The organism is Achromobacter pulmonis, assembly GCF_002885955.2.
GTDB classification, from domain to species: Bacteria; Pseudomonadota; Gammaproteobacteria; order Burkholderiales; family Burkholderiaceae_B; genus Achromobacter; species Achromobacter pulmonis_A.
The window spans coordinates 593,159-614,655 of the sequence record NZ_POQS01000004.1 but is presented as its reverse complement, the minus strand read 5'-3'; the positions used below and the strand labels follow the sequence as shown (position 1 = coordinate 614,655).

Here is a 21,497-nt window from a genome sequence, read left to right as displayed (position 1 = left end):
CGGCGGACCGTGCCGGCGCATTCCATGGCGCATTCCATTCATGCGGCGCGTATGACTTTGCTGAGCGATCTACAGTCCCTGCTGGGCCCTGCCCACGTCCTGACCGGCGCCGACGCCGATTCCTACGTGCTGGACTGGCGCCGCCGCTACAAGGGCGCGGCGCTGGCGGTGATCCGCCCGGGTTCCACCGGGGAAGTGGCGGCGGCGGTGAAGCTGTGCGCCAGGCATGGCGTGCCGCTGGTGCCGCAGGGCGGCAATACCGGGCTGTGCGGCGGCGCCACGCCCGACGCCTCCGGCACGGCCATCGTCCTTTCCACCGCCCGCCTGACCGCCGTGCGCGCGCTGGACACCGACAACGACACCATCACCGTGGAGGCCGGCTGCGTGCTGCAGGCCGTGCAAGAGGCCGCGGCCGCGGCCGACCGGCTGTTTCCGCTGAGCCTGGCCGCCGAAGGCAGCTGCACCATCGGGGGCAATCTCGCCACCAACGCCGGCGGCACGCAGGTGCTGCGTTACGGCAACACGCGCGAGCTCACGCTGGGCCTGGAAGTCGTGACGCCGGACGGCGAGATCTGGAACGGCCTGCGCGGCCTGCGCAAGGACAACACCGGCTACGACCTGCGCGACCTGTACATCGGCAGCGAGGGCACGCTGGGCATCATCACCGCGGCCACGCTCAAGCTGTATCCCCGGCCGGTGGCCTCGTGCACCGCGCTGCTGACGCTGGACACCCTAGACGGCGCCGTGGAGCTGCTGTCGCGCGCCCGCGCCGGCTTCGGCGCCGCGCTGACCGGCTTCGAGCTCATGAGCGGCGCCTGCCTGCAGGCGGTGGTGCGCCTGTTCCCGCAGCAGCGCCTGCCGTTCGAGGGCGATTCCGCGGCCTCGCCGTGGTTCGCCCTGCTCGAACTGTCCGACAGCGAAAGCGAGGCGCATGCGCGCGAACGCTTCGAGGCGGTGCTGGGCGCGGCCATCGAGGACGGGCTGGTCAAGGACGCGGCCATCGCCGCCAACGTGGCGCAGAGCAGGGCGCTGTGGCACCTGCGCGAAAGCATTCCGCTGGCCGAGGCCGAACTGGGCAAGTCGGTCAAGCACGACGTGTCCATCCCCATCTCCGCCATCGCCGGCTTCGTGCACAAGACCAACGGCCTGCTGCAGGCGCGCTTTCCCGGCGTGCGCCACGTGGTCTTCGGCCACCTGGGCGACGGCAACCTGCACTACAACGTGGCTCATGCGCCGGGCCAGACCGAAGCCGAACTGCTGGCCCTGCAGGGAGAGATCTACGAGGTGGTGCACGACAGCGTGCACGCCCACCACGGTTCGATCAGCGCCGAGCACGGCGTGGGCCAGCTCAAGCGCGACGAACTGCCCCGCTACAAGAGCCCGGTGGAGCTGGCCCTGATGCGCAGGATCAAGCAGGCGCTGGACCCGCAGGGCCTCATGAATCCAGGCAAGGTCCTGCAGGCCTAGAAGAGAACCCCGACCATGGCAGCCAGTCCCGCAGCGGGCGCGAATTGCAGAGTCCTGATCGTCGAGGACGACCCCGTCATCGCCGGCAATCTGTACACCTTCCTGGAAGCCCGAGGCTTTCTGCCGGACACGGCCTATTCCGGGCCGGCGGCGCTGCAGCGGCTGGCGGAACAGCGTTTCGACGCGCTGATCCTGGACATCGGCCTGCCCGGCATGGACGGCAACGCCGTGCTGCACACGCTGCGTAACGAGCGGCGCCTGGCCCTGCCGGTGCTGATGCTGACCGCGCGCGACAGCCTGGAAGACAAGCTGGCCGGCTTCTCGCACGGCGCCGACGACTACCTCACCAAGCCCTTCGCGCTGCTGGAGGTCGAGGCGCGCCTGCTTGCGCTGATCCAGCGCGCCCAGGGCTCGACCGTGGATTCGGTGCGCACCTTCGGCCCGCTGCAATACGACACCCGCAGCCGCGAGGTGTCGGTCCATGGCCAGCCGGTGCACCTGACGCGCAAGGCCGGCCTCATCATCGAAGCATTGCTGCGCGATCCGGGCAGGGTGGTCTCGCGCGAGGAACTGGAATCGGTGCTGTGGGGCAACGAGCCGCCGTCCTCCGACGCGCTGCGCAGCCAGGTGCACCTGCTGCGCCGGGCGCTGGCCGACGCGGGCTTCGACGGCATCGAGACCATACACGGCACCGGCTGGCGCCTGTCGCTGGACAACGGGGCGGCGCCATGACGCCGGCCGCCGGCGGCACCCTGACCCAGCGGGTGGTATGGGCGCTGACCGGCACGGTGGCGCTGTTCGTGACCGCGCTGGCGCTGCTGGCCTACCTGACCTTCGACCAGATGGAAGACGATCTGGTCAACGACATCCTCAACACCGAAATGGACCGGCTGGTCCAGCATGCGCGGGTCAGCGACGGCTTTCTGCCGCGCACGGGCGTGCGCGAGCTGGGCGGCGCCATGCGCGCCTGGATGAGCGTGGACGGCAACCGCCCCGAAGGCATTCCCGAGGAAATCCTGGCGCTGGACAGCGGCCTGCACCTGATCGAGCCCGGCCCCTACACCTGGCACGTCATGGTGGCCGACACCGGCCGCGGCAAGGTCTACCTGCTGTACGACGCCACCGACAACGAAGAGCGGGTCCACGACTTCGGCCTGATCGTGCTGGGTGTGGGCGCCATCTGCGTGGTGGGCGCCTATGCGCTGTCGCGGCGCGTGGCCGCGGTCGCGGTCAGCCCGCTGCTGGACCTGACCGACCGGCTGGCGACCTGGGCGCCGGGCGCGCCCGACATGGCCGTCACGCGCGACGACGAGGCCGGCCGCCTGATCGAAGCCTTCAACCGGGTGCAGAACCAGGTCGACCGCTCCATCGCCCGCGAGCGCGAATTCGCCGGCAACCTGAGCCACGAAGTGCGCACGCCGCTGGCCGCGATCCGCTCGGACAGCGAGCTGATGCTGCTGACCCAGACACTGACCCCGGACCAGCGCGAGCGCCTGGCGCGCGTGGTGAACAACGTGGACGACGTCATCGTCAGCCTGGAAAGCGCCCGCGCGATGGCGCGCGACCAGCTGCGCGAGCCGGAGCCCGTGGACCTGGCCGCCTGCATGGAGGACGCCTGGCGCGGCTACGAGGCCCAGGCGGCGCAGGCTGGGCTGCGGTTCGACAACCGGATCGCGGCCGGGCACGTCCGCACGCTGGACCGCTACGCGCTGCTGACGGTGCTGCGCAACCTGGTGCGCAACGCGATGGAGCATGCCGCGCCGGCCACGCTGACCGCGCGCCTGGCCGACGACGGCGGGCTGGAATTGGCCGACGACGGCAAGGGCATCGCCGCCGACGACCTGCCGTTCCTGTTCCGCCGCTACTACAGCGGCCGCATGCGGGATGCGGGCGGGGGCGCGGCCGAGGAGACGGCGCGCGGGCTGGGCCTGGCGATCGCCAAGCGCGTCTGTGACATGCAGGGCTGGTCGCTCGGCGTCGAGTCCGCCCGCGAGGGCCAGGCGCGCGGCACCCGCTTCATGTTGCGCTTCGAGGACACCGGCGAGGGCCAGGGGGCCGCGCAGCCCCGAATTTGACGAAATTTCGACTTTCGGCGGCTTACGCTTTTCGTTTGCCCGAAGCTCCTTCCGTCCTCGACCATGCCGCCCCTGACGTTGCCCGCGCTGCGCGCGCCGACGGCCTCCTCATACCTGTTTACCCACGTCATCGCCGTGACGCTGGCGCTGGCCGGCCTGGCCTGGTGGGCCAACGCCTCGGGGCTGGACCTGCGCATCGCCGCCGCGCTGTTCGATCCGGCGCTGGACGACTTCCCGCTGCGCGCCAACCGCTGGCTGGAACTGATCGGGCACCGCATGGTGCTGGCCCTGCCGATCGGCGTGGCGCTGGCCGCGGTGGCGGTCGCGGCGGCCAGCTACCGCATCCCGGCATGGCGGCGCTGGCGCGCGCCGGCGCTGGCCGTGGCCGCCACCTGCCTGGCGGGGCAGATGTTGGTGCAGGCGCTGAAGCACCACACCACGCTGCCGCGTCCCTACGACCTGGACACGCTGGGCGGCTACACCCCCTATCCGCAGCACTGGTGGACCTGGGCCCGCGCCAAGGCCGGCGGCGCGCTGCCCAGCGGCCATGCGGGCGCGGGCTATTCGATGCTGGTGCTGTATTTCGCCGGCTGGTCGCTGGGCCGGCCGGCCCTGCGCTGGTGGGGGCTGGCCGTCGGCATCGCCGCCGGGCTGGGGTTTTCCGCGGTGCGCATCCTGCAGGGCGCCCATTTCCTGAGCCAGACGCTCTGGTCGGCGGCGCTGCTGTGGCTGCTGGCGGCGCTGTTCTTCTATCCGCTGATCGTGGGCCGGCGCGGTGGCGGCCAGGCCTGACCCCGGTTGTCGTACAACTATTTCCCCGACCGTATAATCGACAGGCGCGGTTTTTTCAGCGCCTCGCGTTGTGCAACCGCTTCCGGATTCCTCTGATGAACGCTCCCGTCGAACCTCCCGTCCTGCCGCGGCGCCGCCCGCGCAACCTGGCCCAGGGCCTGGTCGAAAGCATTGGGCAGCGCATCCGCGGCGGCCAGATCCGGCCGGGCGACAAGCTGCCGACCGAAGCCGAAATCATGCGCGAATTCGGCGTCAGCCGCACCGTGGTGCGCGAAGCTCTGTCGCGGCTCCAGGCCTCGGGCCTGGTCGAGACCCATCATGGCGTGGGCACCTACGCGCTGGAGCCCAGCGGCGGCGGCGATTTCCGGGTGGACCCGGCCGACATCGCCACCGTGCGCGACGTGCTGGTGCTGCTGGAATTGCGCATCTGCCTGGAAAGCGAGGCCGCCAGCCTGGCCGCGCTGCGACGCAGCGACGCCCAGCTGCAGGAGATGCGGCGCGCGCTCGATGCGTTCAAGGGCGCGCTCGACGGCGGCGGCGACACGGTCACGCCGGATTTCCAGTTCCACCTGCTGATCGCGCAGGCCACCGACAACCGCTATTTCGCCGACCTCATGTCCCACCTGGGGGCGGCCATCATCCCGCGCACCCGCATCAATTCGGCGAAATTCGCGCACGAGGACCGGGCCGCCTACCTGGCGCGGGTGAACCTCGAGCACGAGGACATCTACAACGCCGTCCTGCGCCAGGACGCCGAAGGCGCGCGCGCGGCGATGCGCACGCACCTGAGCAACAGCCGCGAACGGCTGCGGCGCGCGCAGTAGGGCGGCGCCAAACCGCGTTAATCTTGCCCGTCTTCTTTTTTCGACCACGAGGCCGCATGGTGCTGCTCGGCATATCAATCAAGTTCGTTTTCATCGGGCAGGCTCTCCAGGGCCGGGAGGCGGTTGCATGCGCCGCCTGACGCTACGTTTCATCATTGCCATCCTGGCGCTGCTGACGCTGTCGCGCCTGGGCCTGGCCTTCTGGATGTGGGACCGGGTGCAGGCCGCCGGCGGACTCGGCCCCCTGCTGCTGGGCGGCCTGCGCATCGACGTGTGCCTGATGTCGATGGTGATCGCGCTGCCCGCGGTGCTGTCGCCCTGGTTCGGGCACCGGCCGCTGGCCGCGCGCATCACGGCCTGGTGGTTCCGCGTCTGGTGGATGCTGTACGTGCTGCTGGAAGTCTCCACGCCACAGTTCATCGCCGAATACGACACGCGGCCGAACCGGCTGTACTTCATCTACCTGCTCAACCCGAAGGAAGTCGGGTCCATGCTTTGGCAGGGCTACAAGGGCGTGCTGTTCACCGCGCTGGTGGTGCTGGTGCTGGCCGCGTGGATCGCGGTCAGGCTGTTCCCGACCCGCGCCCGCGATCCTTTCATGGCGTGGTGGAAGCGGCCGCTGGCTTCGTTCGTGATCCTGGCGCTGGTGTTCCTGGGCGCGCGCGGCACGCTGGAGCACCGGCCGATCAACCCCGCCAAGGTCGCGTTCAGCTCCGACGCGATGGTCAACGCGCTGGCGCTGAATTCGCTTTACAGCGTGTTCGACGCCGCCTACCGCATGCGCGACGAACGCTCGTCGGCCGCCATGTATCCCAGGATGGCGGTCGACGAAATGAACGCCATCGTGCGCGAGAAGGCCGGCATGGCCGGCGCGCCGCTGGACCCGCGCTATCCCAGCCTGCACGAACAAAAGGCCACGGTGCGCCGCGACAAACCTCTGAACGTGGTCATCATCCTGCAGGAAAGCCTGGGCGCGCAGTACGTGGGCAGCCTGGGCGGGCGCGACCTGACGCCGAACCTCGACCGGCTGGGCAAGGAGGGCTGGATGTTCCACCGCGCCTACGCCACCGGCACGCGCTCGGTGCGCGGGATCGAGGCGGTGACCACGGGCTTTCCGCCCAGCGTGGCCGACGCGGTGGTGAAGCTGCCGCGTTCGCAGACCGGCTTCTTCACGCTGGCGCAGCTGCTGGGCAAGCACGGCTACCGCTCGCGCTTCGTGTACGGCGGCGAATCGCACTTCGACAACATGCGCGCCTTCTTCCTGGGCAACGGCTTCGATGAAATCGTGGACCGCTCCAAGTTCGTGGATCCGGTGTTCGAAGGCTCGTGGGGCGCGTCCGACGAAGACATGTTCAACCAGGTCGACCGCCTGCTGCGCGCCGACGGCGACAAGCCGGTGTTCACGCTGGCGTTCTCGGTCACCAACCACTCGCCCTGGGAATACCCCCCCGGGCGCATCACGCCGGTGGGCGATCCCGCCACGGTGGACAACACGGTGCGCTACGCGGACTGGGCGCTGGGGCAGTTCTTCGACAAGGCCAGGCAGGCGCCGTACTGGAACAACACCGTGTTCCTGGTGATCGCCGACCACGATTCGCGCGTCTATGGCTCGATTCCGGTGCCGGTGCGGCATTTCCAGATCCCGGCGCTGATCCTGGGGGCGGGCATCGCGCCGCGCCAGGACCAGCGCCTGGTCAGCCAGATCGACATGGCGCCCACGCTGCTCTCGCTGATCGGGCTGGACAACGTCAACCCGATGCTGGGGGCGGACCTGACGCAGCGCGATCCGAACCGGGCCATCATGCAGTACGCGGACAACTTCGGTTACCTCCAGGGCGACAAGCTGCTGGTGCTGGAGCCGTCCAAATCGCCCAAGGAATTCCGCTACGAGGCCGCGCCGGTGGGCCGCGACGAGGTCTACGAGCCGGTGCTGCCGGCGGACCCGCAGCTCACGCGGGAAGCCCTGGCGCACGCGCTGTGGGCCAGCTGGGCCTATCGCGAAGAGAAATACCGCCTGCCCTGAGGCCGGGTCGGCCGGGACGGGGCGCTGCCCCATGCCGGCCGGCTTGATCGCGCGCAAGCCGTTTTTCGCGCGCCGGCCGCACACTGGCGTCCATGCATATTCCAGACCATTCCTCAGCGGACCGCTCCGCGGACCCGGCCCGCGCGGCCGATCTCGCCGACGCGCTGCCGCGGCGCACGTCCCGGCGCCGTCCCTTGCCCGTGCCGCGCGGCCGGCTGGCCTGGCTGACCGGCGTGGTCAGCGTGGCGCTGCTGGCCGCCAGCACGCTGTTCTGGTGCCTGCTGCTGTTTCCGGTGGCGCTGCTCAAGCTGCTGCTGCCGTTCGCCGCGGTCAGGCGGCTGGTCGATCCGGTGCTCAACGCCATCGCCACCGCCTGGGTGTCGTGCAACGCGGGCTGGCTGGCCTGGATACAGCACGCGCCCTGGGACGTGCGCGGCAACGCCGGGCTGCGCTATGCCGACTGGTACTTGGTCAATTGCAACCACCAGTCCTGGGTCGACATCTTCGTCCTGCAGCGCACGCTGAACCGGCGCATTCCGCTTCTGAAGTTCTTTCTCAAGCAGCAGCTGATCTACGTGCCGGTGATCGGGCTGGCGTGGTGGGCGCTGGATTTTCCGTTCATGAAGCGCCACGGCAAGGCCGAACTACGCCGCAATCCGGCGCTGGGGCGCGAGGACCAGGAAGCCGCGAGGCGCGCCTGCGCCAAGTTTTCGCTGGTGCCGACCAGCGTGATGGTATTTGCCGAAGGCACGCGCTTCAGCGAAGCCAAGCGCGTCGCGCAGTCCTCGCCGTACCGCCATCTGCTCAAGCCCAAGGCGGGCGGGCTGGCGGTGGCGCTGAACGCCATGGGCGCGCGCTTCCGCTCGATGATAGACGCCACCATCGTTTATCCCGAGGGCATACCCAGCTTCTGGGATTTTGCCTGCGGCCGCGCGGGCCCCGTGGCCGTGCGCATGAGGCAGCTGCCGGTGCCGCCGGCCTTCTGCGAGGCCGACTATTCCCGCGACAAGGCCTTTCGCGCCACCTTCCACCATTGGCTGGGGGAGCAGTGGCAGGCCAAGGACGACGAGATCGAGCGGCTGATGGCGCGCCGCCCCGACTGAGCGCGCGCGCCGCCGCCTTCGATTACATGCGCGCCGGCAGCACGGTGCCCGAGCTTTCGCCGAAGCCGATGCGCGGATAGCCCGCCTTCACGCATTCGGCGCGGATGATGATCTGGTCGCCGTCCTGCAGGAAGGTGCGCTTTTCGCCCCAGGGCAGCTCGATCGGCGTCTTGCCGCCGTTGCTCAGCTCCAGCAGCGAACCGGCCTCGGACGGCTGCGGACCCGACAGGGTGCCCGTGCCCAGCAGGTCGCCCGGCTGCAGGTTGCAGCCGTTGACCGTGTGGTGCGTGACCAGCTGCGCCACGTTCCAGTAGGCGTCGCGGAAGTTGCTGCTCGACAGTTCGGCGGGCGGCAGTTGTTCGGCGCGCGACTTGTCGGTGGCCATCAGCACGTGCATCTGCACGTCGAAAGCGCCCTTGGCGCGGTTGGCGTCGGACGACAGGTAGGGCAGCGGCTGCGGTTCGGACGGGCCGCGCACCCATTGGGTGCGGAACGGCTCCAGCGCTTCCATGGTGACGACCCAGGGCGAAATCGTGGAGGCGAAGTTCTTGGACAGGAAGGGCCCCAGCGGCTGGTATTCCCAGGCCTGGATGTCGCGCGCCGACCAGTCGTTCAGGATGCACAGGCCGAACACGTGCGATTCGGCGTCGGCCAGGCCGATACGCTCGCCCTGGGGATTGCCGGTGCCCACGAAGATGCCCAGCTCCAGCTCGTAGTCCAGGCGGGCGCAGGGGCCGAACTGCGGCGTTTCGCCTTCGTTGGCCGGGCGGGTCTGGCCGACCGGGCGCGGGAACTTCTGGTCCACGCCGATGCTGGAGGCGCGGCCGTGGTAGCCGATGGGCACCCACTTGTAGTTCGGCAGCAGGGGATTGTCGGGGCGGAACTGCTTGCCCACCGCGGTGGCGTGGTGCACCGAGATGTAGAAGTCGGTGTAGTCGCCGATGCGCGCCGGCGTGGCGTATTCCGCGTCGGCCTGGGCCACCAGCAGCGGCTCGACGGTGGCGCGCAGCGCCGCGCCTTCGCGCAGCGCGCGCGACAGCGCCAGGCGCAGCGCGCTCCAGTGGGCCTGGCCCAGCGCCATCAGCCCGTTCAGGCTGTCGCAGGCGCAGGCGGCCAGCGCTTGCGCGGCCTGGCCTTCGAAGGGCTGCTTGGCGGCCAGCGCCGACAGGTCCAGGATCTGGTCGCCGATGGCGACGCCCACGCGGAACGGCTCGGCCGAGCCCTTGCGGCGGAACGACGCGTAGGGCAGGTTCTGCACCGGGAAATCCGAGACGCCCGTGTTGGCGCTGGCGACCCAGCTCTTCAAGGACGGGTCGTGGGTTTCATTGATGGGGGTAGTCATGGCTGCGTGTCTCTCTGTGTAGTGATGGGGTGGCCGTGGCCGGACAAATGCCAAACGGCGATGCGCTTGCGCGCATCGCCGCATACGGGGAAAACCGGAGCTTTCCCGTCACGCCTTGCTGGGGTCGAAGTGCTTGGCCAGGCCCTGCCAGCAGCGGTAATAGTCGCCCTGCAATTCTACCGAGGCCAGCGCCTGTTCCGTCGGGCGGATCACGCGGCGCGTCTCGAACATGAACGCCATCGTGTCGCGGATGTAGTGCGCCTTGCCGGTGTCGGCGTGCGAGGCCTTCTCGAAGGTTTCCGCGTCCGGCCCGTGGCCGCTCATGCAATTGTGCAGGCTGGCGCCGCCGGGGGCGAAGCCGTCGGCCTTGGCGTCGTAGACGCCCTGGATCAGGCCCATGAATTCGCTGGCGACGTTGCGGTGGAACCAGGGCGGCCGGAAGGTGTTCTCCATGGCCAGGATGCGCGGCGGGAAGATCGCGAAGTCCATGTTGGCCGTGCCCGGGGTGTCCGAGGGCGCGGTCAGCACCGTGAAGATCGACGGGTCCGGATGGTCGTAGCTGATCGAGCCGATGGTGTTGAAGTTGCGCAGGTCGTACTTGTACGGCGCATGCGTGCCGTGCCAGGCCACCACGTTCAGGGGCGAATGGTCGATGGCGGCGCGCCAGAAGCCGCCGGTGAACTTGGCGATCAGCTCGAAATCGCCTTCCACGTCCTCGTACCAGGCCACCGGCGTCTTGAAGTCGCGCGAGTTGGCCAGGCAGTTCGAACCGATGGGGCCCAGTTCGGGCAGGCGCAGCGCCGCGCCGAAGTTCTCCAGCATGTAGCCGCGCGCCGAGCCGTCCAGCAGTTCGACGCGGAAGCGCACGCCGCGCGGGATGACCGCGATTTCCAGCGGCTCCAGGTCGATCAGGCCGAGTTCCGTGGCCAGGCGCAGGCGGCCCTGCTGCGGCACCAGCAGCAGCTCGCCGTCGGCGTCGTAGAAATAGCGGCCCTGCATAGAGCGGTTGGCCGCGTATAGGTGAATGCCCACGCCGCCCTGTTCGTCGGGGCCGCCGTTGCCGCCCCAGGTCTTGATGCCTTCCAGGAAGTCGGTGGGGGCTTCGGGAATGGGCATCGGGCTCCAGCGCAGCTGGTTCGGCGTCACCGGACCGTGGCCGAAGGCGCTGAGCCAGCCCGCGGCGCCGGCGTAGGGCTCGAAGGGTTTGTGCTGCGCGCCAGGACGGATGCGGTAGAGCCAGGAGCGGCGGTTCTCGCTGCGCGGCGCGGTGAAGGCGGTGCCCGACAGCTGCTCGGCGTACAGGCCGTAAGGGCATTGCTGGGGCGAATTGCGGCCCAGCGGCAGCGCGCCGGGCAGGGCCTCGGTGGCGCAATCGTTGCCGAAGCCGGTCTGGTATTGCAGTTCCATTGAATCCTCCTGGGCGGCGGCGCGGTGCATGGCCGCGCGGCCTGTTTCAGAGACAAGCCCCGCGGCGCGGCCGAGGGGCGATACCTTATTGTCGGAAAAAAACCCTCTTGCGGCTACGGGAATGTAAAAATAGAGACTATAAATTTTGTGAATAACAGGAACCCTCATGGCCGAGCTGCGCGACGTCGATCTGAACCTGCTGCTGCTGTTCCAGCACCTGCTGGAGGACCGCAACCTGTCGGCCGTGGCGCGCCGCATGGACCTGTCGCAGCCGGCGGTCAGCAACGGCCTGCGGCGCCTGCGCGAAGCCTTTGGCGACGACCTGTTCGTGCGTACCGGACAGGGCATGCTGCCCACGCCGCGCGCGCAGCGCCTGGCCGGGCCGGTCAGCGAGGCGCTGACCGTGCTGTCGCAGGCGCTGCGCGACCAGGAAGTGTTCGACGCCGCCACCAGCACGCGCCGCTTCCGGGTCGCGATGACGGACGTGGGCGAGATCCATTTCATGCCCAGGCTGATGGAGGTCTGCGTGCAGGTCGCGCCGCACGTGCGCATCGACTCGGTGCGCGTGCAGGGTCCGGACCTGCCGCGCGAAATGGAATCCGGCCGCGTCGACCTGGCAATCGGCGCCTTCGACGAAATGGGCGCCGGCACGCTGCAGCGCATGCTGTTTCGCCAGGGCTACGCCACGCTGTTCCGCCAGGCGCACCCGACCGCGCACGCCGGCATGGGCATCAAGGCGTTCCGCGCCGAGCGCCACCTGATCGTCTCGCGCGCCGCGCCCTATGGGCAGGTCAACCAGTCCATGGAGCGCGCGGGCGTGGACCTGGCCGAGCATTTCAGCGTCCCGCACTTTTCCGCGGTGCCGTACATCGTCAGCGCCACCGACCTGCTGGCCACCGTGCCCGAAAAACTCGCCGCCAGCGCCGCGCCGCCTTTCGGGTTGCGCTTCATGACGCCGCCGATAAAAGTGCCCGCGCTGCAGACCAATATGTACTGGCAGCGCAGGGTGGACCGGGACAGCGGGAACCAGTGGCTGAGGGGGGTGATCGTGGATACGTTCGCGGTGGGGCGGTGAGGGGGGTGTCTCTTGCCACGAAAGGCGGCGGCTGGCGCCGCCTGATGGGTTTCGCGCGTTCGATGATTGGGTTCTTGGCTATGGATTCTCGCGCTGCACCCATCCTACGGGGCGACGGATGCGCGGGCGTGTTGTAGCGCTTCGCGCAGCACGGCCATGTCGCCCAGGTGGTTGGCCAGCAGCAGGATCAGCGCGGCGTTCAGTTCCTGGCTTTGCTCGTTGCTGAGGTCGCGGTGCGTGTCGATCAGCGCTTCGTAGAAGTCGTCCGGCGCGGGCAGGTTGGTTTCGGTAATCAGCATGATGTGTGGCCCCAGGAGTTCAGGCGCGGCCGGTGGCGCGGTTGACGGCCGCGGCGACGGCGGCGGCATCGAAGGCGCGCCAGCGCGCCGCGATGTGCTGGTCGGGTCGGATCAGGTAGGCGGTGCCGGGCTGCGCGTCGTAGCGCTGGCCCAGGCAACCCTCGCGGTCGATCACCGCCGGCAGCTCGCCGGGCAGCGCCGACAGGTCGCATTGCGGGCCGGCCACCAGCACGGCCTTGACCGGCACCGGCGCCAGGCGCAGCGCCTGCAGGGCCTGCAGCGTGTCGCGGCCGGGCAGGGCCTCGCCGCAGAAGAGCGCCAGCACGAACTCGCCGTCCAGTTGTCCCAGCCACCAGTCCGGCGCGCCGCGCGACTCGACCGGCGCGTCCAGCGCCACCGCGCCCGGCACCATGCGGCCGGAGAAGGCGTCGGCGTCCGGCGTGTTCAGCGGCGAGCCGGCGTACGTGGCCGGCAGCGACAGGCGGCCGCTGTTGACCAGCGAGCGCGCGAAGGGATGGGTCTTGGCCAGGTTCAGCACGGCGTTGCGGAAGCTGCGGCTGACGTCGCTCTTGGGCGTGATGAAATCGGTGGCGCGCGAGGAGTTCAGGATGTTCTCGTCGGCGGCGTATTCGCGTTCGACGGCGTAGCTGTCGATCAGCGTTTCGGGCGCCCGGCCGGCCAGCACCAGCTTCAGCTTCCACGCCAGGTTTTCCGCGTCCTGCACGCCGCTGTTGGCGCCGCGCGCGCCGAACGGCGAAACGCGGTGCGCCGAGTCGCCGGCGAACACGATGCGGCCGTGGCGGAACTTGTCCATGCGCTCACAGGCGAAGGTGTAGACGCTGACCCATTCCAGCTCGAAACCCGTGTCCGGGCCGAGCAGGGCGCGGATGCGCGGCAGCACGTTCTCCGGCTTGACGGCCTCGACCGGGTCGGCGTTCCAGCCCAGCTGGAAGTCGATGCGCCAGACGTTGTCGGGCTGGCGGTGCAGCAGCACGGACTGGTTGGGATGGAAGGGCGGGTCGAACCAGAACCAGCGTTCGGTCGGGAAGTCGGCCTGCATCTTGACGTCGGCGATCAGGAAGCGGTCGCGGAAGATGCGGCCGTGGCTTTCCTGGCCGATCAGCTTGCGCACCGGCGAACGCGCGCCGTCGCAGGCCACCAGCCAGTCCGCGTGCAGCCGGTAGGCGCCGTCGGGCGTCTCCACGCTCAGCGTCACGCCGTCCTCGCCGTGTTCCACGGCCACGACCTTGTTTTTCCAGCGCAGCTCGATGTTCGGTTCCTGGCTCGCCTGCTCGTACAGATAGCCTTCGGCGTAATACTGCTGCAGGTTGATGAAGGCCGGGCGGCGGTGGCCGGGTTCGGGCAGCAGGTCGAAGCGCCAGACTTCCTGCTCGCGGAAGAAGACCTTGCCCACGTTCCACGACACGCCTTTGTCCATCATGCGCTGGCCCACGCCCAGGCGGTCCCAGATCTCCAGTGTGCGCTTGGAAAAACAGATGGCGCGCGAGCCGGTGGACAGGCGGTAGTCGTCGTCCAGCAGCACCACGCGCACGCCCTGGCGGGCCAGGTCCAGCGCCGTGGTCAGCCCGACCGGGCCGGCGCCCACGATGACGACCCGGTGCCGCGCCAATTCGCTGGCTTCCTGGTCGGCGTGCTTTTCATAGGCGAACTCCATCGCCTGGAAATCGATGTCTCCCACGGTTGTCTCCTGTGTGGGTCGTTTTGCTTTTATGCGCGGCATCGGCGCGCCGCGCTGCGGCGCGCTGTACCGGTTCCTGCGATGGCGGGGCCGCGGCTCGCGGCCCGCGGGCTCAGCCCTCCAGCTGCGCCCACATCTCCAGGTCGCGCTTGTCGGTCCAGATGCGCGGATCGTTGTAGCCGGTGGCCTCGTCGTAGGCGCGCGACACGTCGAACGGCATGCAGTGGTCGAAGATCACCCAGTCGCTGTAGCGCGGCTTCATGAAGTCGTAGACCTCGCGGTAGATCGTCTTCAGGTCCTTGCCCTCGGCCACGCCGCGATTGACCGCGCCGTACAGGTCGGTCAGGAAGGCGCGCGTGCCGGCCAGGCCCTGGCGGACCTCGGTGGCGTTCTTCAGCGCCGGGCCGCGGCCGGGCACCATCTTTTCGGCCTCGAAGCCGGCCAGCGTGTCCAGCGTGGTCGGCCAGTCGCGGAAATAGGCGTCGCCGCAGTAGGGCGTGGACTGGTATTCGACCAGGTCGCCGGCGAACAGGATCTTCTGCTCGGGCAGCCAGGCAATGGTGTCGCCCTTGGTGTGGCCGCGGCCCACCTGCAGCAGCTTGACTTCCAGATTGCCCAGGTTGACGGTCATTTCGCCCTTGAACGTCATGGTCGGCCAGACCAGGCCGGGCGGAATCGATTCGGCGTTGCGGAACAGGCGCGGGAAGCGGCCGATCTCGCTGGCCTTGTCCTGCTCGCCGCGCTCGGCGATCAGGTCGTAGGTGTCGCGGCTGGCCAGGATTTCCTGGGCGTTGTAGGCCGACGCGCCGAACACGCGCACCGCGTGGTAGTGCGACAGCAGGATGTACTTGATGGGCTTGTCGGTGACTTCGCGGATGCGGCGGATCACGTCCTGGGCCATGACCGGCGTGGCCTGGGTGTCGACCACCATGACGGCCTCGTCGCCGATGATCACGCCCGTGTTGGGGTCGCCTTCGGCGGTGTAGGCATAGGCGTTGTCGGACAGTTTTTCGAACGAGACGACCTTGTCTGCCAGGTCGGCGTGCGAGGCGAATTGCTTGCTCATGGAGGCTCCTTCCGCTTTTATAGGAATAGGGGTGTGGAAGGAATATAGCCCGGCGTTAGTGTTTGTGCAATACGTTTGCTATAAACAAATACCCCTGTTTTTACAGGGATTTCCCGTGGATTGCGTGGCGGCGCCGGCTCAGTTTCTCTGGCATTTCGGACAGTAGTACGTGGCGCGCTGGCCCTGCACGAAGCGCCGGATCGGCGTGGCGCAGACCCGGCACGGCTGGCCCTCGCGTTCGTAGACCGCGGCGTGGATCTGGAAGTAGGCGCCCGGCTCGCCGGTGGCCCCGACATAGTCGCGCAGCGTGCTGCCGCCCGAGGTCAGGGCGTCGGCCAGGGTGGCGCGCACCATGTCGGCCAGCCGCTCGCAGCGGGCCGCCGACAGCTTGTTGGCCGGCGTCTTGGGGTTGATGCGGGCGCGGAACAGGCTTTCCGACGCATAGATATTGCCCACGCCCACCACCGCCATGCCGGCCAGCAGCACCTGCTTGACGGCCGCGCCGTGGTTCTTGAAGTGGCGGTGCAGCCAGGCGCCGTCGAAACGCGGATCGAAGGGTTCGATGCCCAGCTTGGCCAGCAGCGGATGGGCTTCGATGGGGCCGTCGGCCTGCGGATGCCACAGCACCGCGCCGAAGCGCCGCGGATCGTGCAGCCGCAGCACCGCCTGGTCGAAAACCCACTCGACGTGGTCGTGCTTGCGCAGGAATTCCCCCGGGGGCACGCTGCGCAGCGACCCCGACATGCCCAGATGCACTATCTGGGTGCCATGCTCGAAGCGCAGCAGCAGATACTTGCCGCGGCGCGCGCATTCCAGCACCGCGCGCCCGCCGACCAGCGCCGGCAAATCGGGCGGTATCGGCCAGCGCATGCGGGATTCATGGATGACCAGCCGCTGCAGGGTGCGGCCGGTGATGACGGCGTCGATTCCCCGACGCGTGGTTTCGACTTCAGGCAGTTCCGGCATGAGCCAGTGTAAGATCATCAATTGCGTGTACGAAGATTGTGCCATCAACCGGACGGGCCGCGTGAAGTCGTCTTTCAAACCAATGAACCTCGGGATTGCCGCGCTGGCCGTTGCGCTGGCAGCAATACTGACCCCGCCGGCGCAGGCCGCCGACAGCCGGACCCGCGATGCGACCGGCCCCCGCATGGCGCCCCAGAGCCGTCAGCCTGAAACCGAGGTGATCCGCCTGCGTCCAGGCCAGTTACCCTATGTATCGCTGACCGCCGACATCTTTTATCGCGTGCTGGCCTCCGAGATCGCCGCGCAGCGCGGCATGTACGGTTCGGCGGCCGCCACCATGCTGTCCCTGGCCCGAGACACCAGCGATCCACGCCTGGCGCGCCGCGCCCTGGAGTTCCAGCTCGCCGGCGGCAACCTGCCCGGCGCGCTTGAAGCCGCGCGGGTCTGGGCGCGCCTGTCGCCCAACGACGTGGAGGCCAGTTCGACCGAGCTGGCGCTGGCCGCGGCCAATGGCCAGACCAAAGGCCTGTCGCAGGCGCTGCGCAACCGCATCGACGCCTCGCGCGACAAGACCGCCGCCATCGGCCAGGCCCTGGCCGTGCTCAGCCGCCTCAACGACCGCCGCCTGGCCCTGCGCATTCTCGACGAATCCTTCAGCGACAGCGTGCGCAAGCTGCCCGCCGCGCACCTGGCGCTGGCCGACGTGGCCTCCGCCGCCGGCGACTACCCGCGCGCCGCCCAGGAGGCGCGCGCCGCGCTGGCCGGCGAGCCCCGCTCCGAGGCGGCCGCGCTGCGCGTGCTGGAATACGGCGCCAAGATCGATCCGCAGCGCGCGCAGGCCGAGGCCCGCGCCTACATCGCCCGCAATCCCAACGCCCGCAAGGTGCGCCTGATGCTGGCCGGCCAACTGGCCGACGGCGGCGACTACAACGGCGCGCTGGCCGAACTGCAGGCCATGTCGCGCCGCGCCCCGGAAGATTTCGACCTGCTCTTCATGCAGGCCCAGCTCGCCTACAAGGCCGGCCAGCTGCCGCAGGCCAAATCGCTGCTGCAGCAGTACCTGGACGTGCAGAACCAGCGCCAGCGCGCTACCGTGCCGGGCGCCACCGACGCCGGCGCGGCCGCCGCCGACGCCCACGTGCTGCTGGCCCGCATCGCCGAGGACCAGGGCCAGTACGACGACGCCATCGCCGAACTCGGCCGCATCGACGATCCGACCCTGCGCTATTCCGTGCGCATGCGCCAGGCGGTGCTGCGCGCCAAGAGCGGCAACGTCGACGGCGCGCTCTCCATGATCGACGCCGCCGGCCCCCAGGACGACGAGGAACGCACGCTGGGCGTGCTGACCAAGGCCCAGATCCTGCGCGACGCCGATCGCGTATCGCAGGCCGTCTCGGTGCTCGAAGAGGCCGACCAGGCCATGCCGGACACGGTCGAGATCAAATACGAACTGGCCATGCTCTACGAGCGCCAGAACCGCCTCGCCGACCTGGAGCGCATGCTGCGCCAGGTCATCGCGCTGGACCCCGACCACGCGCACGCCTACAACGCGCTGGGCTACACGCTGGCCGACCACAACCAGCGCCTGTCCGAGGCCCTGGACCTGATCACCCAGGCGCTGGAGCTGGCGCCCAACGATCCTTTCATCCTGGACAGCATGGGCTGGGTCAAGTACCGGATGGGCGACTCCACCGCCGCCGCCGACTACCTGCGCCGCGCCTACAGCGTGCGTCCCGAGGCCGATATCGCGGCCCACCTGGCCGAAGTGCTCTGGAGCCAGGGCAAGCGCGACCAGGCCGTGGAACTGCTGCGCGCCGCCAAGCAGAAGGACCCGAAGAACAAGACCGTCCAGGACGTGATCAAGCGCCTGGGGGTCGGACTGTGACGCCGGCGATCCTGCATGCGCGCCGGGCCGCGGCGCTGTTGCGCTGGGCCTTGATGGCGCTGCTGGCGGCCCTGCTTGCCGCCTGCACCACGCCCAAGCCCATCGAAGGCGCCGGCGCCGACGCGTTTTCCCGCGTCGGCCGTTTCGCGCTCACGGTCAACGAGGCCGGCGGCCAGCAGAACGCGGTGCAGGGCGGTTTCTCGTGGTCCGACGACGGCCGCCGCTACGTGCTCGACCTGACCAATCCGCTGGGCTCCACCGAAGCCCGCGTCGAAGGCCGCCCCGGCGCGGCCACGCTCACCAAGGCCGACGGCACGCGCTACGTGGCCGACAATCCCGACGGCCTGGCCGCGGAAGTCCTGGGCAGCAGCGTGCCGGTATCGGGCCTGCGCGACTGGCTGCGCGGCAAGCTGGCCGCGCAACCGCAGGCCTCCGACGTCTCCAGCGACGAGCTGGGCCGCCCCGTGGCCTTCGAACAGGGCGGCTGGCGCGCGCGCCTGTCGCGCTACGACGCGCTCGGCCCGCAACTGCTGGTCCTGGAACGCCAGGAGCCGGGCCGCCGCATCATGCTGCGGCTGGTCGTCAACCAATCCTCGTAGGGGCCGACGGCCCCGTTTCGCCGTGACGCTTTACGACGTACCCGCACCCGCCAAGCTCAATCTGTTCCTGCATGTCGTGGGCCGGCGGGCCGACGGCTATCACCTGCTGCAGACCGTCTTCCGCTTCATCGACCTGTGCGACACGCTGCATTTCGACGTGCGCGCAGACGGCGTCATCAGCCGCGCCGCGGACCTGCCCGGCGTGCCGCCGGAACAGGACCTGACCCTGCGCGCCGCGCATGCGCTGCAACGGGCGACCGGCACCCGCATGGGCGCGCAGATCGCGCTGGAGAAGCGCATACCGCAAGGCGGCGGCCTGGGCGGCGGTTCGAGCGACGCCGCCAGCGTGCTGATCGCGCTGAACCGCCTGTGGAATACGGGCCTGTCGCGCGAGGAACTGATGAAGCTGGCCTTGCCGCTGGGCGCCGACGTGCCGGTCTTCGTGTTCGGCCAGTCCGCGTTCGCGCAGGGCGTGGGCGACGAACTCAGCGCCGTCGAACTGCCGGAACGCGCCTATCTGGTGGCGCAGCCGGACGCCAGCGTGCCGACCGCTGAAATTTTTTCCGCGCCGGATTTGACAAGAGATTCTTCTTACATCACAATAGCGGACTTTCTTGCTTCGCCAACTTTCTGCCCTGGCAACAGCTTCGGCAAGGCTTTTGGCAGAAACGACTTGGAGCCGGTGGTCTTCCGCCTTTACCCTGAAGTGCTTGGGGCATCGCGGTGGCTAAGCGAACAGTTGAAGGGTTCAACGGTTCGCATGTCGGGATCTGGCGCGTGTTTATACGCCGAGTTTTCCGAACTACCGCAGGCCGTTTTGGCGAAAACAGAAATCACCGCTATAATGCGCGGCGCTGATAAAAAAATCAGTCAAACGCATCCACGGTTTCGGTTAGTGCAGGCATGTACTGGATTGGCTGAACATCCGTTGCGGAATTGGATTGCAAGATAGTTGGGGAGTCGCCAAGCTGGTTAAGGCACCGGATTTTGATTCCGGCATGCGAAGGTTCGAATCCTTCCTCCCCAGCCAACCGAATACATAACAAAGCTGTTGAACAAGCCCGTAAGACACTGGCCCTGGTTCAGCAGCTTTTTTATTTTCCGGATCGGCTGGTGTTCCATATCACCCCGCATCACTCGTCAGTGTCTTAAACGACCATCGCATCATCCATCATGGCAAACGATAGCTTCATGATTTTCACGGGCACCGCCAATACGCGGCTGGCCGTGGACGTAGTCAACCATCTCGATATGTCCCTGGGCAAGATGACCGTCGGTCGCTTCTCGGACGGCGAGGTGATGGTCGAGATCAACGAGAACGTGCGCGGCAAGGACGTCTTCGTCCTGCAGCCCACCTGTGCCCCTACCAATGACAACCTGATGGAAATCATGGTGATGGTCGATGCGCTGCGCCGCGCTTCCGCCGGCCGCATCACCGCCGCGATTCCCTATTTCGGCTATGCCCGCCAGGACCGCCGCCCGCGCTCGGCGCGCGTGGCCATCTCGGCCAAGGTCGTGGCCAACATGCTGCAAGTGGCCGGCGTCGACCGCGTGCTGACCATGGACCTGCACGCCGACCAGATCCAGGGCTTCTTCGACATCCCCGTGGACAACATCTACGCGGGCCCGATCCTGCTGGGCGACATCTGGCGCCGCAACTTCTCGAACCTGGTCGTCGTGTCCCCGGACATCGGCGGCGTGGTGCGGGCCCGCGCGCTGGCCAAGCAGCTCGAAGCCGACCTGGCCATCATCGACAAGCGCCGTCCGCGCGCCAACGTGTCCGAAGTGATGAACATCATCGGTGAAGTCGACGGCCGCACCTGCATCATCATGGACGACATGGTCGACACCGCCGGCACGCTGTGCAAGGCGGCCCAGGCCCTGAAGGACCGCGGCGCCGGCGCCGTCTACGCCTATTGCACGCACCCCGTGCTGTCGGGCGGCGCCATCGACCGCATCGAAGCGTCGGAACTGGACGAACTGGTCGTCACCGACACCATCCCGCTGTCCGAACAAGGCCAGGCCAGCGGCAAGATCCGCCAGCTGTCGTGCGCCGCGCTGCTGGGCGAGACCATCCTGCGCATTTCCAACGCGGAATCGGTCAGCTCGCTGTTCGTCGACTAAGCACCCCTTTTTTGCGTCTTGCTGGTCGCGGCAAGACGCAATCGACACGGCGCGCGTTTTGCGCGCCGTGAATTTAACGGCGAAGCCTCTTCGCCATTTATTGTTTTTGGAGTTTTCCATGAAATTCAATGCCACTGCGCGTAGCGTCCAGGGTTCGAGTGCGAGCCGCCGCCTGCGCCGCGCGGGCCGCGTTCCCGCCATCGTTTATGGCGGTACGGCTGCCCCGCTGAACATCGAACTCGACCACAACGAGATCTACCACGCCCTGCGCAAGGAAGAATTCCACGCGTCGATCCTGCAAATGGCGCTGGAAGGCGCGGCCAAGGAAGAACAAGTCCTGCTGCGTTCGGTTCAATGGCACGCCTACAAGCCGCAAGTCCTGCACGTGGACTTCCAGCGCGTGGACGCCAACCAGGCCCTGCACACCAAGGTCCCGTTCCACTTCATCAACGCTGAAGTCTCGCCGGCCGTGAAGCTGGGCGGCGCCATCGTCAGCCACGTCCTGACCGAACTGGAAGTGACCTGCCTGCCGGCCGCGCTGCCCCAGTTCATCGAAGTCGACCTGAAGGACCTGCTGCCCGGCGCGTCGGTCCACCTGGCCGACATCAAGCTGCCCAAGGGCGTGACCTACGTCGCCCACGGCGGCGACGCCAACCCGCTGATCGCCTCGGCCGTGGTCAAGGCCGGCGGCGCTGCCGCTGCCGAAGAAGGCGGCGAAGCCGAAGCCCCGGCCGCCTAAGCCCGCCGCGGG

The 21,497-nt window shown here is 68.5% G+C and carries 19 protein-coding genes and 1 tRNA gene; 14 read left to right on the top strand and 6 right to left on the bottom strand.

Translation table 11 applies throughout. The features are described 5' to 3' along the window. Window positions 1-51: 51 nt before the first annotated feature. From C1I89_RS18050 to C1I89_RS18020, 7 genes are all read left to right on the top strand, one after another. The gene (locus tag C1I89_RS18050) at window positions 52-1,467 is read left to right on the top strand and encodes an FAD-binding oxidoreductase (RefSeq protein WP_102774181.1); all 1,416 of its coding nucleotides are present in this window, start codon (window positions 52-54) and stop codon (window positions 1,465-1,467) included. Between the two features lie 15 nt (window positions 1,468-1,482). Then, window positions 1,483-2,199 carry a response regulator transcription factor gene (locus C1I89_RS18045; protein ID WP_102774006.1) on the top strand — a complete coding sequence of 239 codons (717 nt, stop codon included), beginning with the start codon at window positions 1,483-1,485 and terminating at the stop codon, window positions 2,197-2,199. Continuing rightward, window positions 2,196-3,542, top strand: coding sequence for a sensor histidine kinase (locus tag C1I89_RS18040; RefSeq protein ID WP_102774005.1), 1,347 nt, complete (start codon window positions 2,196-2,198; stop codon window positions 3,540-3,542). Before C1I89_RS18045 ends, C1I89_RS18040 begins: the two co-directional genes overlap by 4 nt. 63 nt (window positions 3,543-3,605) lie before the next feature. Further along, window positions 3,606-4,334, top strand: coding sequence for a phosphatase PAP2 family protein (locus C1I89_RS18035; RefSeq protein WP_102774004.1), 729 nt, complete (start codon window positions 3,606-3,608; stop codon window positions 4,332-4,334). 95 nt (window positions 4,335-4,429) lie between these two features. Next, entirely contained in the window at window positions 4,430-5,158 is a 729-nt protein-coding gene (locus C1I89_RS18030) for a FadR/GntR family transcriptional regulator (protein WP_102774003.1), read from the top strand. A gap of 127 nt (window positions 5,159-5,285) precedes the next feature. After that, window positions 5,286-7,181: an LTA synthase family protein gene (locus C1I89_RS18025; RefSeq protein WP_102774002.1), complete on the top strand. Its 1,896-nt coding sequence runs from the start codon at window positions 5,286-5,288 to the stop codon at window positions 7,179-7,181. A 200-nt stretch (window positions 7,182-7,381) separates the two neighbouring features. Continuing rightward, the gene (locus C1I89_RS18020) at window positions 7,382-8,284 is read left to right on the top strand and encodes an acyltransferase (RefSeq protein ID WP_102774180.1); all 903 of its coding nucleotides are present in this window, start codon (window positions 7,382-7,384) and stop codon (window positions 8,282-8,284) included. A 22-nt stretch (window positions 8,285-8,306) separates the two neighbouring features. Here the strand turns inward: C1I89_RS18020 and fahA are convergent, their stop codons facing one another. Further along, a complete protein-coding gene (gene fahA, locus C1I89_RS18015) occupies window positions 8,307-9,626 on the bottom strand; it encodes a fumarylacetoacetase (RefSeq protein WP_102774001.1) in 1,320 nt (439 codons plus the stop codon). Between the two features lie 108 nt (window positions 9,627-9,734). After that, entirely contained in the window at window positions 9,735-11,033 is a 1,299-nt protein-coding gene (gene hmgA, locus C1I89_RS18010) for a homogentisate 1,2-dioxygenase (protein ID WP_102774179.1), read from the bottom strand. A 166-nt stretch (window positions 11,034-11,199) separates the two neighbouring features. On the opposite strand from hmgA, the gene C1I89_RS18005 reads away from it, so the two are divergent. Continuing rightward, window positions 11,200-12,108: a LysR family transcriptional regulator gene (locus C1I89_RS18005; RefSeq protein ID WP_102774000.1), complete on the top strand. Its 909-nt coding sequence runs from the start codon at window positions 11,200-11,202 to the stop codon at window positions 12,106-12,108. A gap of 104 nt (window positions 12,109-12,212) precedes the next feature. Here C1I89_RS18005 and C1I89_RS18000 read toward each other — a convergent pair whose 3' ends face one another. The 4 genes from C1I89_RS18000 to mutM form a co-directional block, all read right to left on the bottom strand. Further along, window positions 12,213-12,407, bottom strand: coding sequence for a DUF2783 domain-containing protein (locus tag C1I89_RS18000; protein WP_168202182.1), 195 nt, complete (start codon window positions 12,405-12,407; stop codon window positions 12,213-12,215). A gap of 19 nt (window positions 12,408-12,426) precedes the next feature. After that, a complete protein-coding gene (locus C1I89_RS17995) occupies window positions 12,427-14,106 on the bottom strand; it encodes an FAD-dependent oxidoreductase (RefSeq protein ID WP_102773999.1) in 1,680 nt (559 codons plus the stop codon). A gap of 112 nt (window positions 14,107-14,218) precedes the next feature. Beyond that, complete coding sequence (locus C1I89_RS17990) at window positions 14,219-15,172, bottom strand: MBL fold metallo-hydrolase (protein ID WP_102773998.1); 954 nt, start codon at window positions 15,170-15,172, stop codon at window positions 14,219-14,221. A gap of 138 nt (window positions 15,173-15,310) precedes the next feature. Further along, window positions 15,311-16,138 carry a bifunctional DNA-formamidopyrimidine glycosylase/DNA-(apurinic or apyrimidinic site) lyase gene (mutM, locus tag C1I89_RS17985; RefSeq protein WP_102773997.1) on the bottom strand — a complete coding sequence of 276 codons (828 nt, stop codon included), beginning with the start codon at window positions 16,136-16,138 and terminating at the stop codon, window positions 15,311-15,313. Between mutM and C1I89_RS17980 the strand changes: the two genes are divergently transcribed. The 6 genes from C1I89_RS17980 (at window position 16,137) to C1I89_RS17955 (ending at window position 21,485) form a co-directional block, all read left to right on the top strand. After that, window positions 16,137-18,023 carry a tetratricopeptide repeat protein gene (locus tag C1I89_RS17980; protein WP_102773996.1) on the top strand — a complete coding sequence of 629 codons (1,887 nt, stop codon included), beginning with the start codon at window positions 16,137-16,139 and terminating at the stop codon, window positions 18,021-18,023. The two genes, mutM and C1I89_RS17980, sit on opposite strands and share 2 nt — an antisense overlap. A gap of 53 nt (window positions 18,024-18,076) precedes the next feature. Beyond that, window positions 18,077-18,622, top strand: a complete 546-nt coding sequence (gene lolB / locus C1I89_RS17975) for a lipoprotein insertase outer membrane protein LolB (protein ID WP_102774177.1) — start codon at window positions 18,077-18,079, stop codon at window positions 18,620-18,622. 22 nt (window positions 18,623-18,644) lie between these two features. Further along, window positions 18,645-19,574: a 4-(cytidine 5'-diphospho)-2-C-methyl-D-erythritol kinase gene (ispE, locus tag C1I89_RS17970; protein WP_102773995.1), complete on the top strand. Its 930-nt coding sequence runs from the start codon at window positions 18,645-18,647 to the stop codon at window positions 19,572-19,574. 1 nt (window position 19,575) lies between these two features. Beyond that, window positions 19,576-19,652: transfer RNA gene (locus C1I89_RS17965), tRNA-Gln, on the top strand. Between the two features lie 143 nt (window positions 19,653-19,795). Then, window positions 19,796-20,746 carry a ribose-phosphate pyrophosphokinase gene (locus C1I89_RS17960; RefSeq protein ID WP_006227587.1) on the top strand — a complete coding sequence of 317 codons (951 nt, stop codon included), beginning with the start codon at window positions 19,796-19,798 and terminating at the stop codon, window positions 20,744-20,746. Window positions 20,747-20,864: 118 nt separating this feature from the next. After that, window positions 20,865-21,485 (top strand): 50S ribosomal protein L25/general stress protein Ctc, encoded by a 621-nt coding sequence (locus tag C1I89_RS17955; RefSeq protein ID WP_102773994.1) that lies wholly within the window; start codon window positions 20,865-20,867, stop codon window positions 21,483-21,485. The last annotated feature ends 12 nt before the right edge of the window (window positions 21,486-21,497 follow it).

Coding starts and splice junctions, on each gene's coding strand:
- C1I89_RS18050 (WP_102774181.1), top strand. CDS start 52: ATGACTTTGCTGAGCGATCTACAGTCCCTGCTGGGCCCTGCCCACGTC.
- C1I89_RS18045 (WP_102774006.1), top strand. CDS start 1,483: ATGGCAGCCAGTCCCGCAGCGGGCGCGAATTGCAGAGTCCTGATCGTC.
- C1I89_RS18040 (WP_102774005.1), top strand. CDS start 2,196: ATGACGCCGGCCGCCGGCGGCACCCTGACCCAGCGGGTGGTATGGGCG.
- C1I89_RS18035 (WP_102774004.1), top strand. CDS start 3,606: ATGCCGCCCCTGACGTTGCCCGCGCTGCGCGCGCCGACGGCCTCCTCA.
- C1I89_RS18030 (WP_102774003.1), top strand. CDS start 4,430: ATGAACGCTCCCGTCGAACCTCCCGTCCTGCCGCGGCGCCGCCCGCGC.
- C1I89_RS18025 (WP_102774002.1), top strand. CDS start 5,286: ATGCGCCGCCTGACGCTACGTTTCATCATTGCCATCCTGGCGCTGCTG.
- fahA (WP_102774001.1), bottom strand. CDS start 9,626: ATGACTACCCCCATCAATGAAACCCACGACCCGTCCTTGAAGAGCTGG.
- hmgA (WP_102774179.1), bottom strand. CDS start 11,033: ATGGAACTGCAATACCAGACCGGCTTCGGCAACGATTGCGCCACCGAG.
- C1I89_RS18005 (WP_102774000.1), top strand. CDS start 11,200: ATGGCCGAGCTGCGCGACGTCGATCTGAACCTGCTGCTGCTGTTCCAG.
- C1I89_RS18000 (WP_168202182.1), bottom strand. CDS start 12,407: ATGCTGATTACCGAAACCAACCTGCCCGCGCCGGACGACTTCTACGAA.
- C1I89_RS17990 (WP_102773998.1), bottom strand. CDS start 15,172: ATGAGCAAGCAATTCGCCTCGCACGCCGACCTGGCAGACAAGGTCGTC.
- C1I89_RS17980 (WP_102773996.1), top strand. CDS start 16,137: ATGAGCCAGTGTAAGATCATCAATTGCGTGTACGAAGATTGTGCCATC.
- mutM (WP_102773997.1), bottom strand. CDS start 16,138: ATGCCGGAACTGCCTGAAGTCGAAACCACGCGTCGGGGAATCGACGCC.
- lolB (WP_102774177.1), top strand. CDS start 18,077: ATGGCGCTGCTGGCGGCCCTGCTTGCCGCCTGCACCACGCCCAAGCCC.
- C1I89_RS17960 (WP_006227587.1), top strand. CDS start 19,796: ATGGCAAACGATAGCTTCATGATTTTCACGGGCACCGCCAATACGCGG.
- C1I89_RS17955 (WP_102773994.1), top strand. CDS start 20,865: ATGAAATTCAATGCCACTGCGCGTAGCGTCCAGGGTTCGAGTGCGAGC.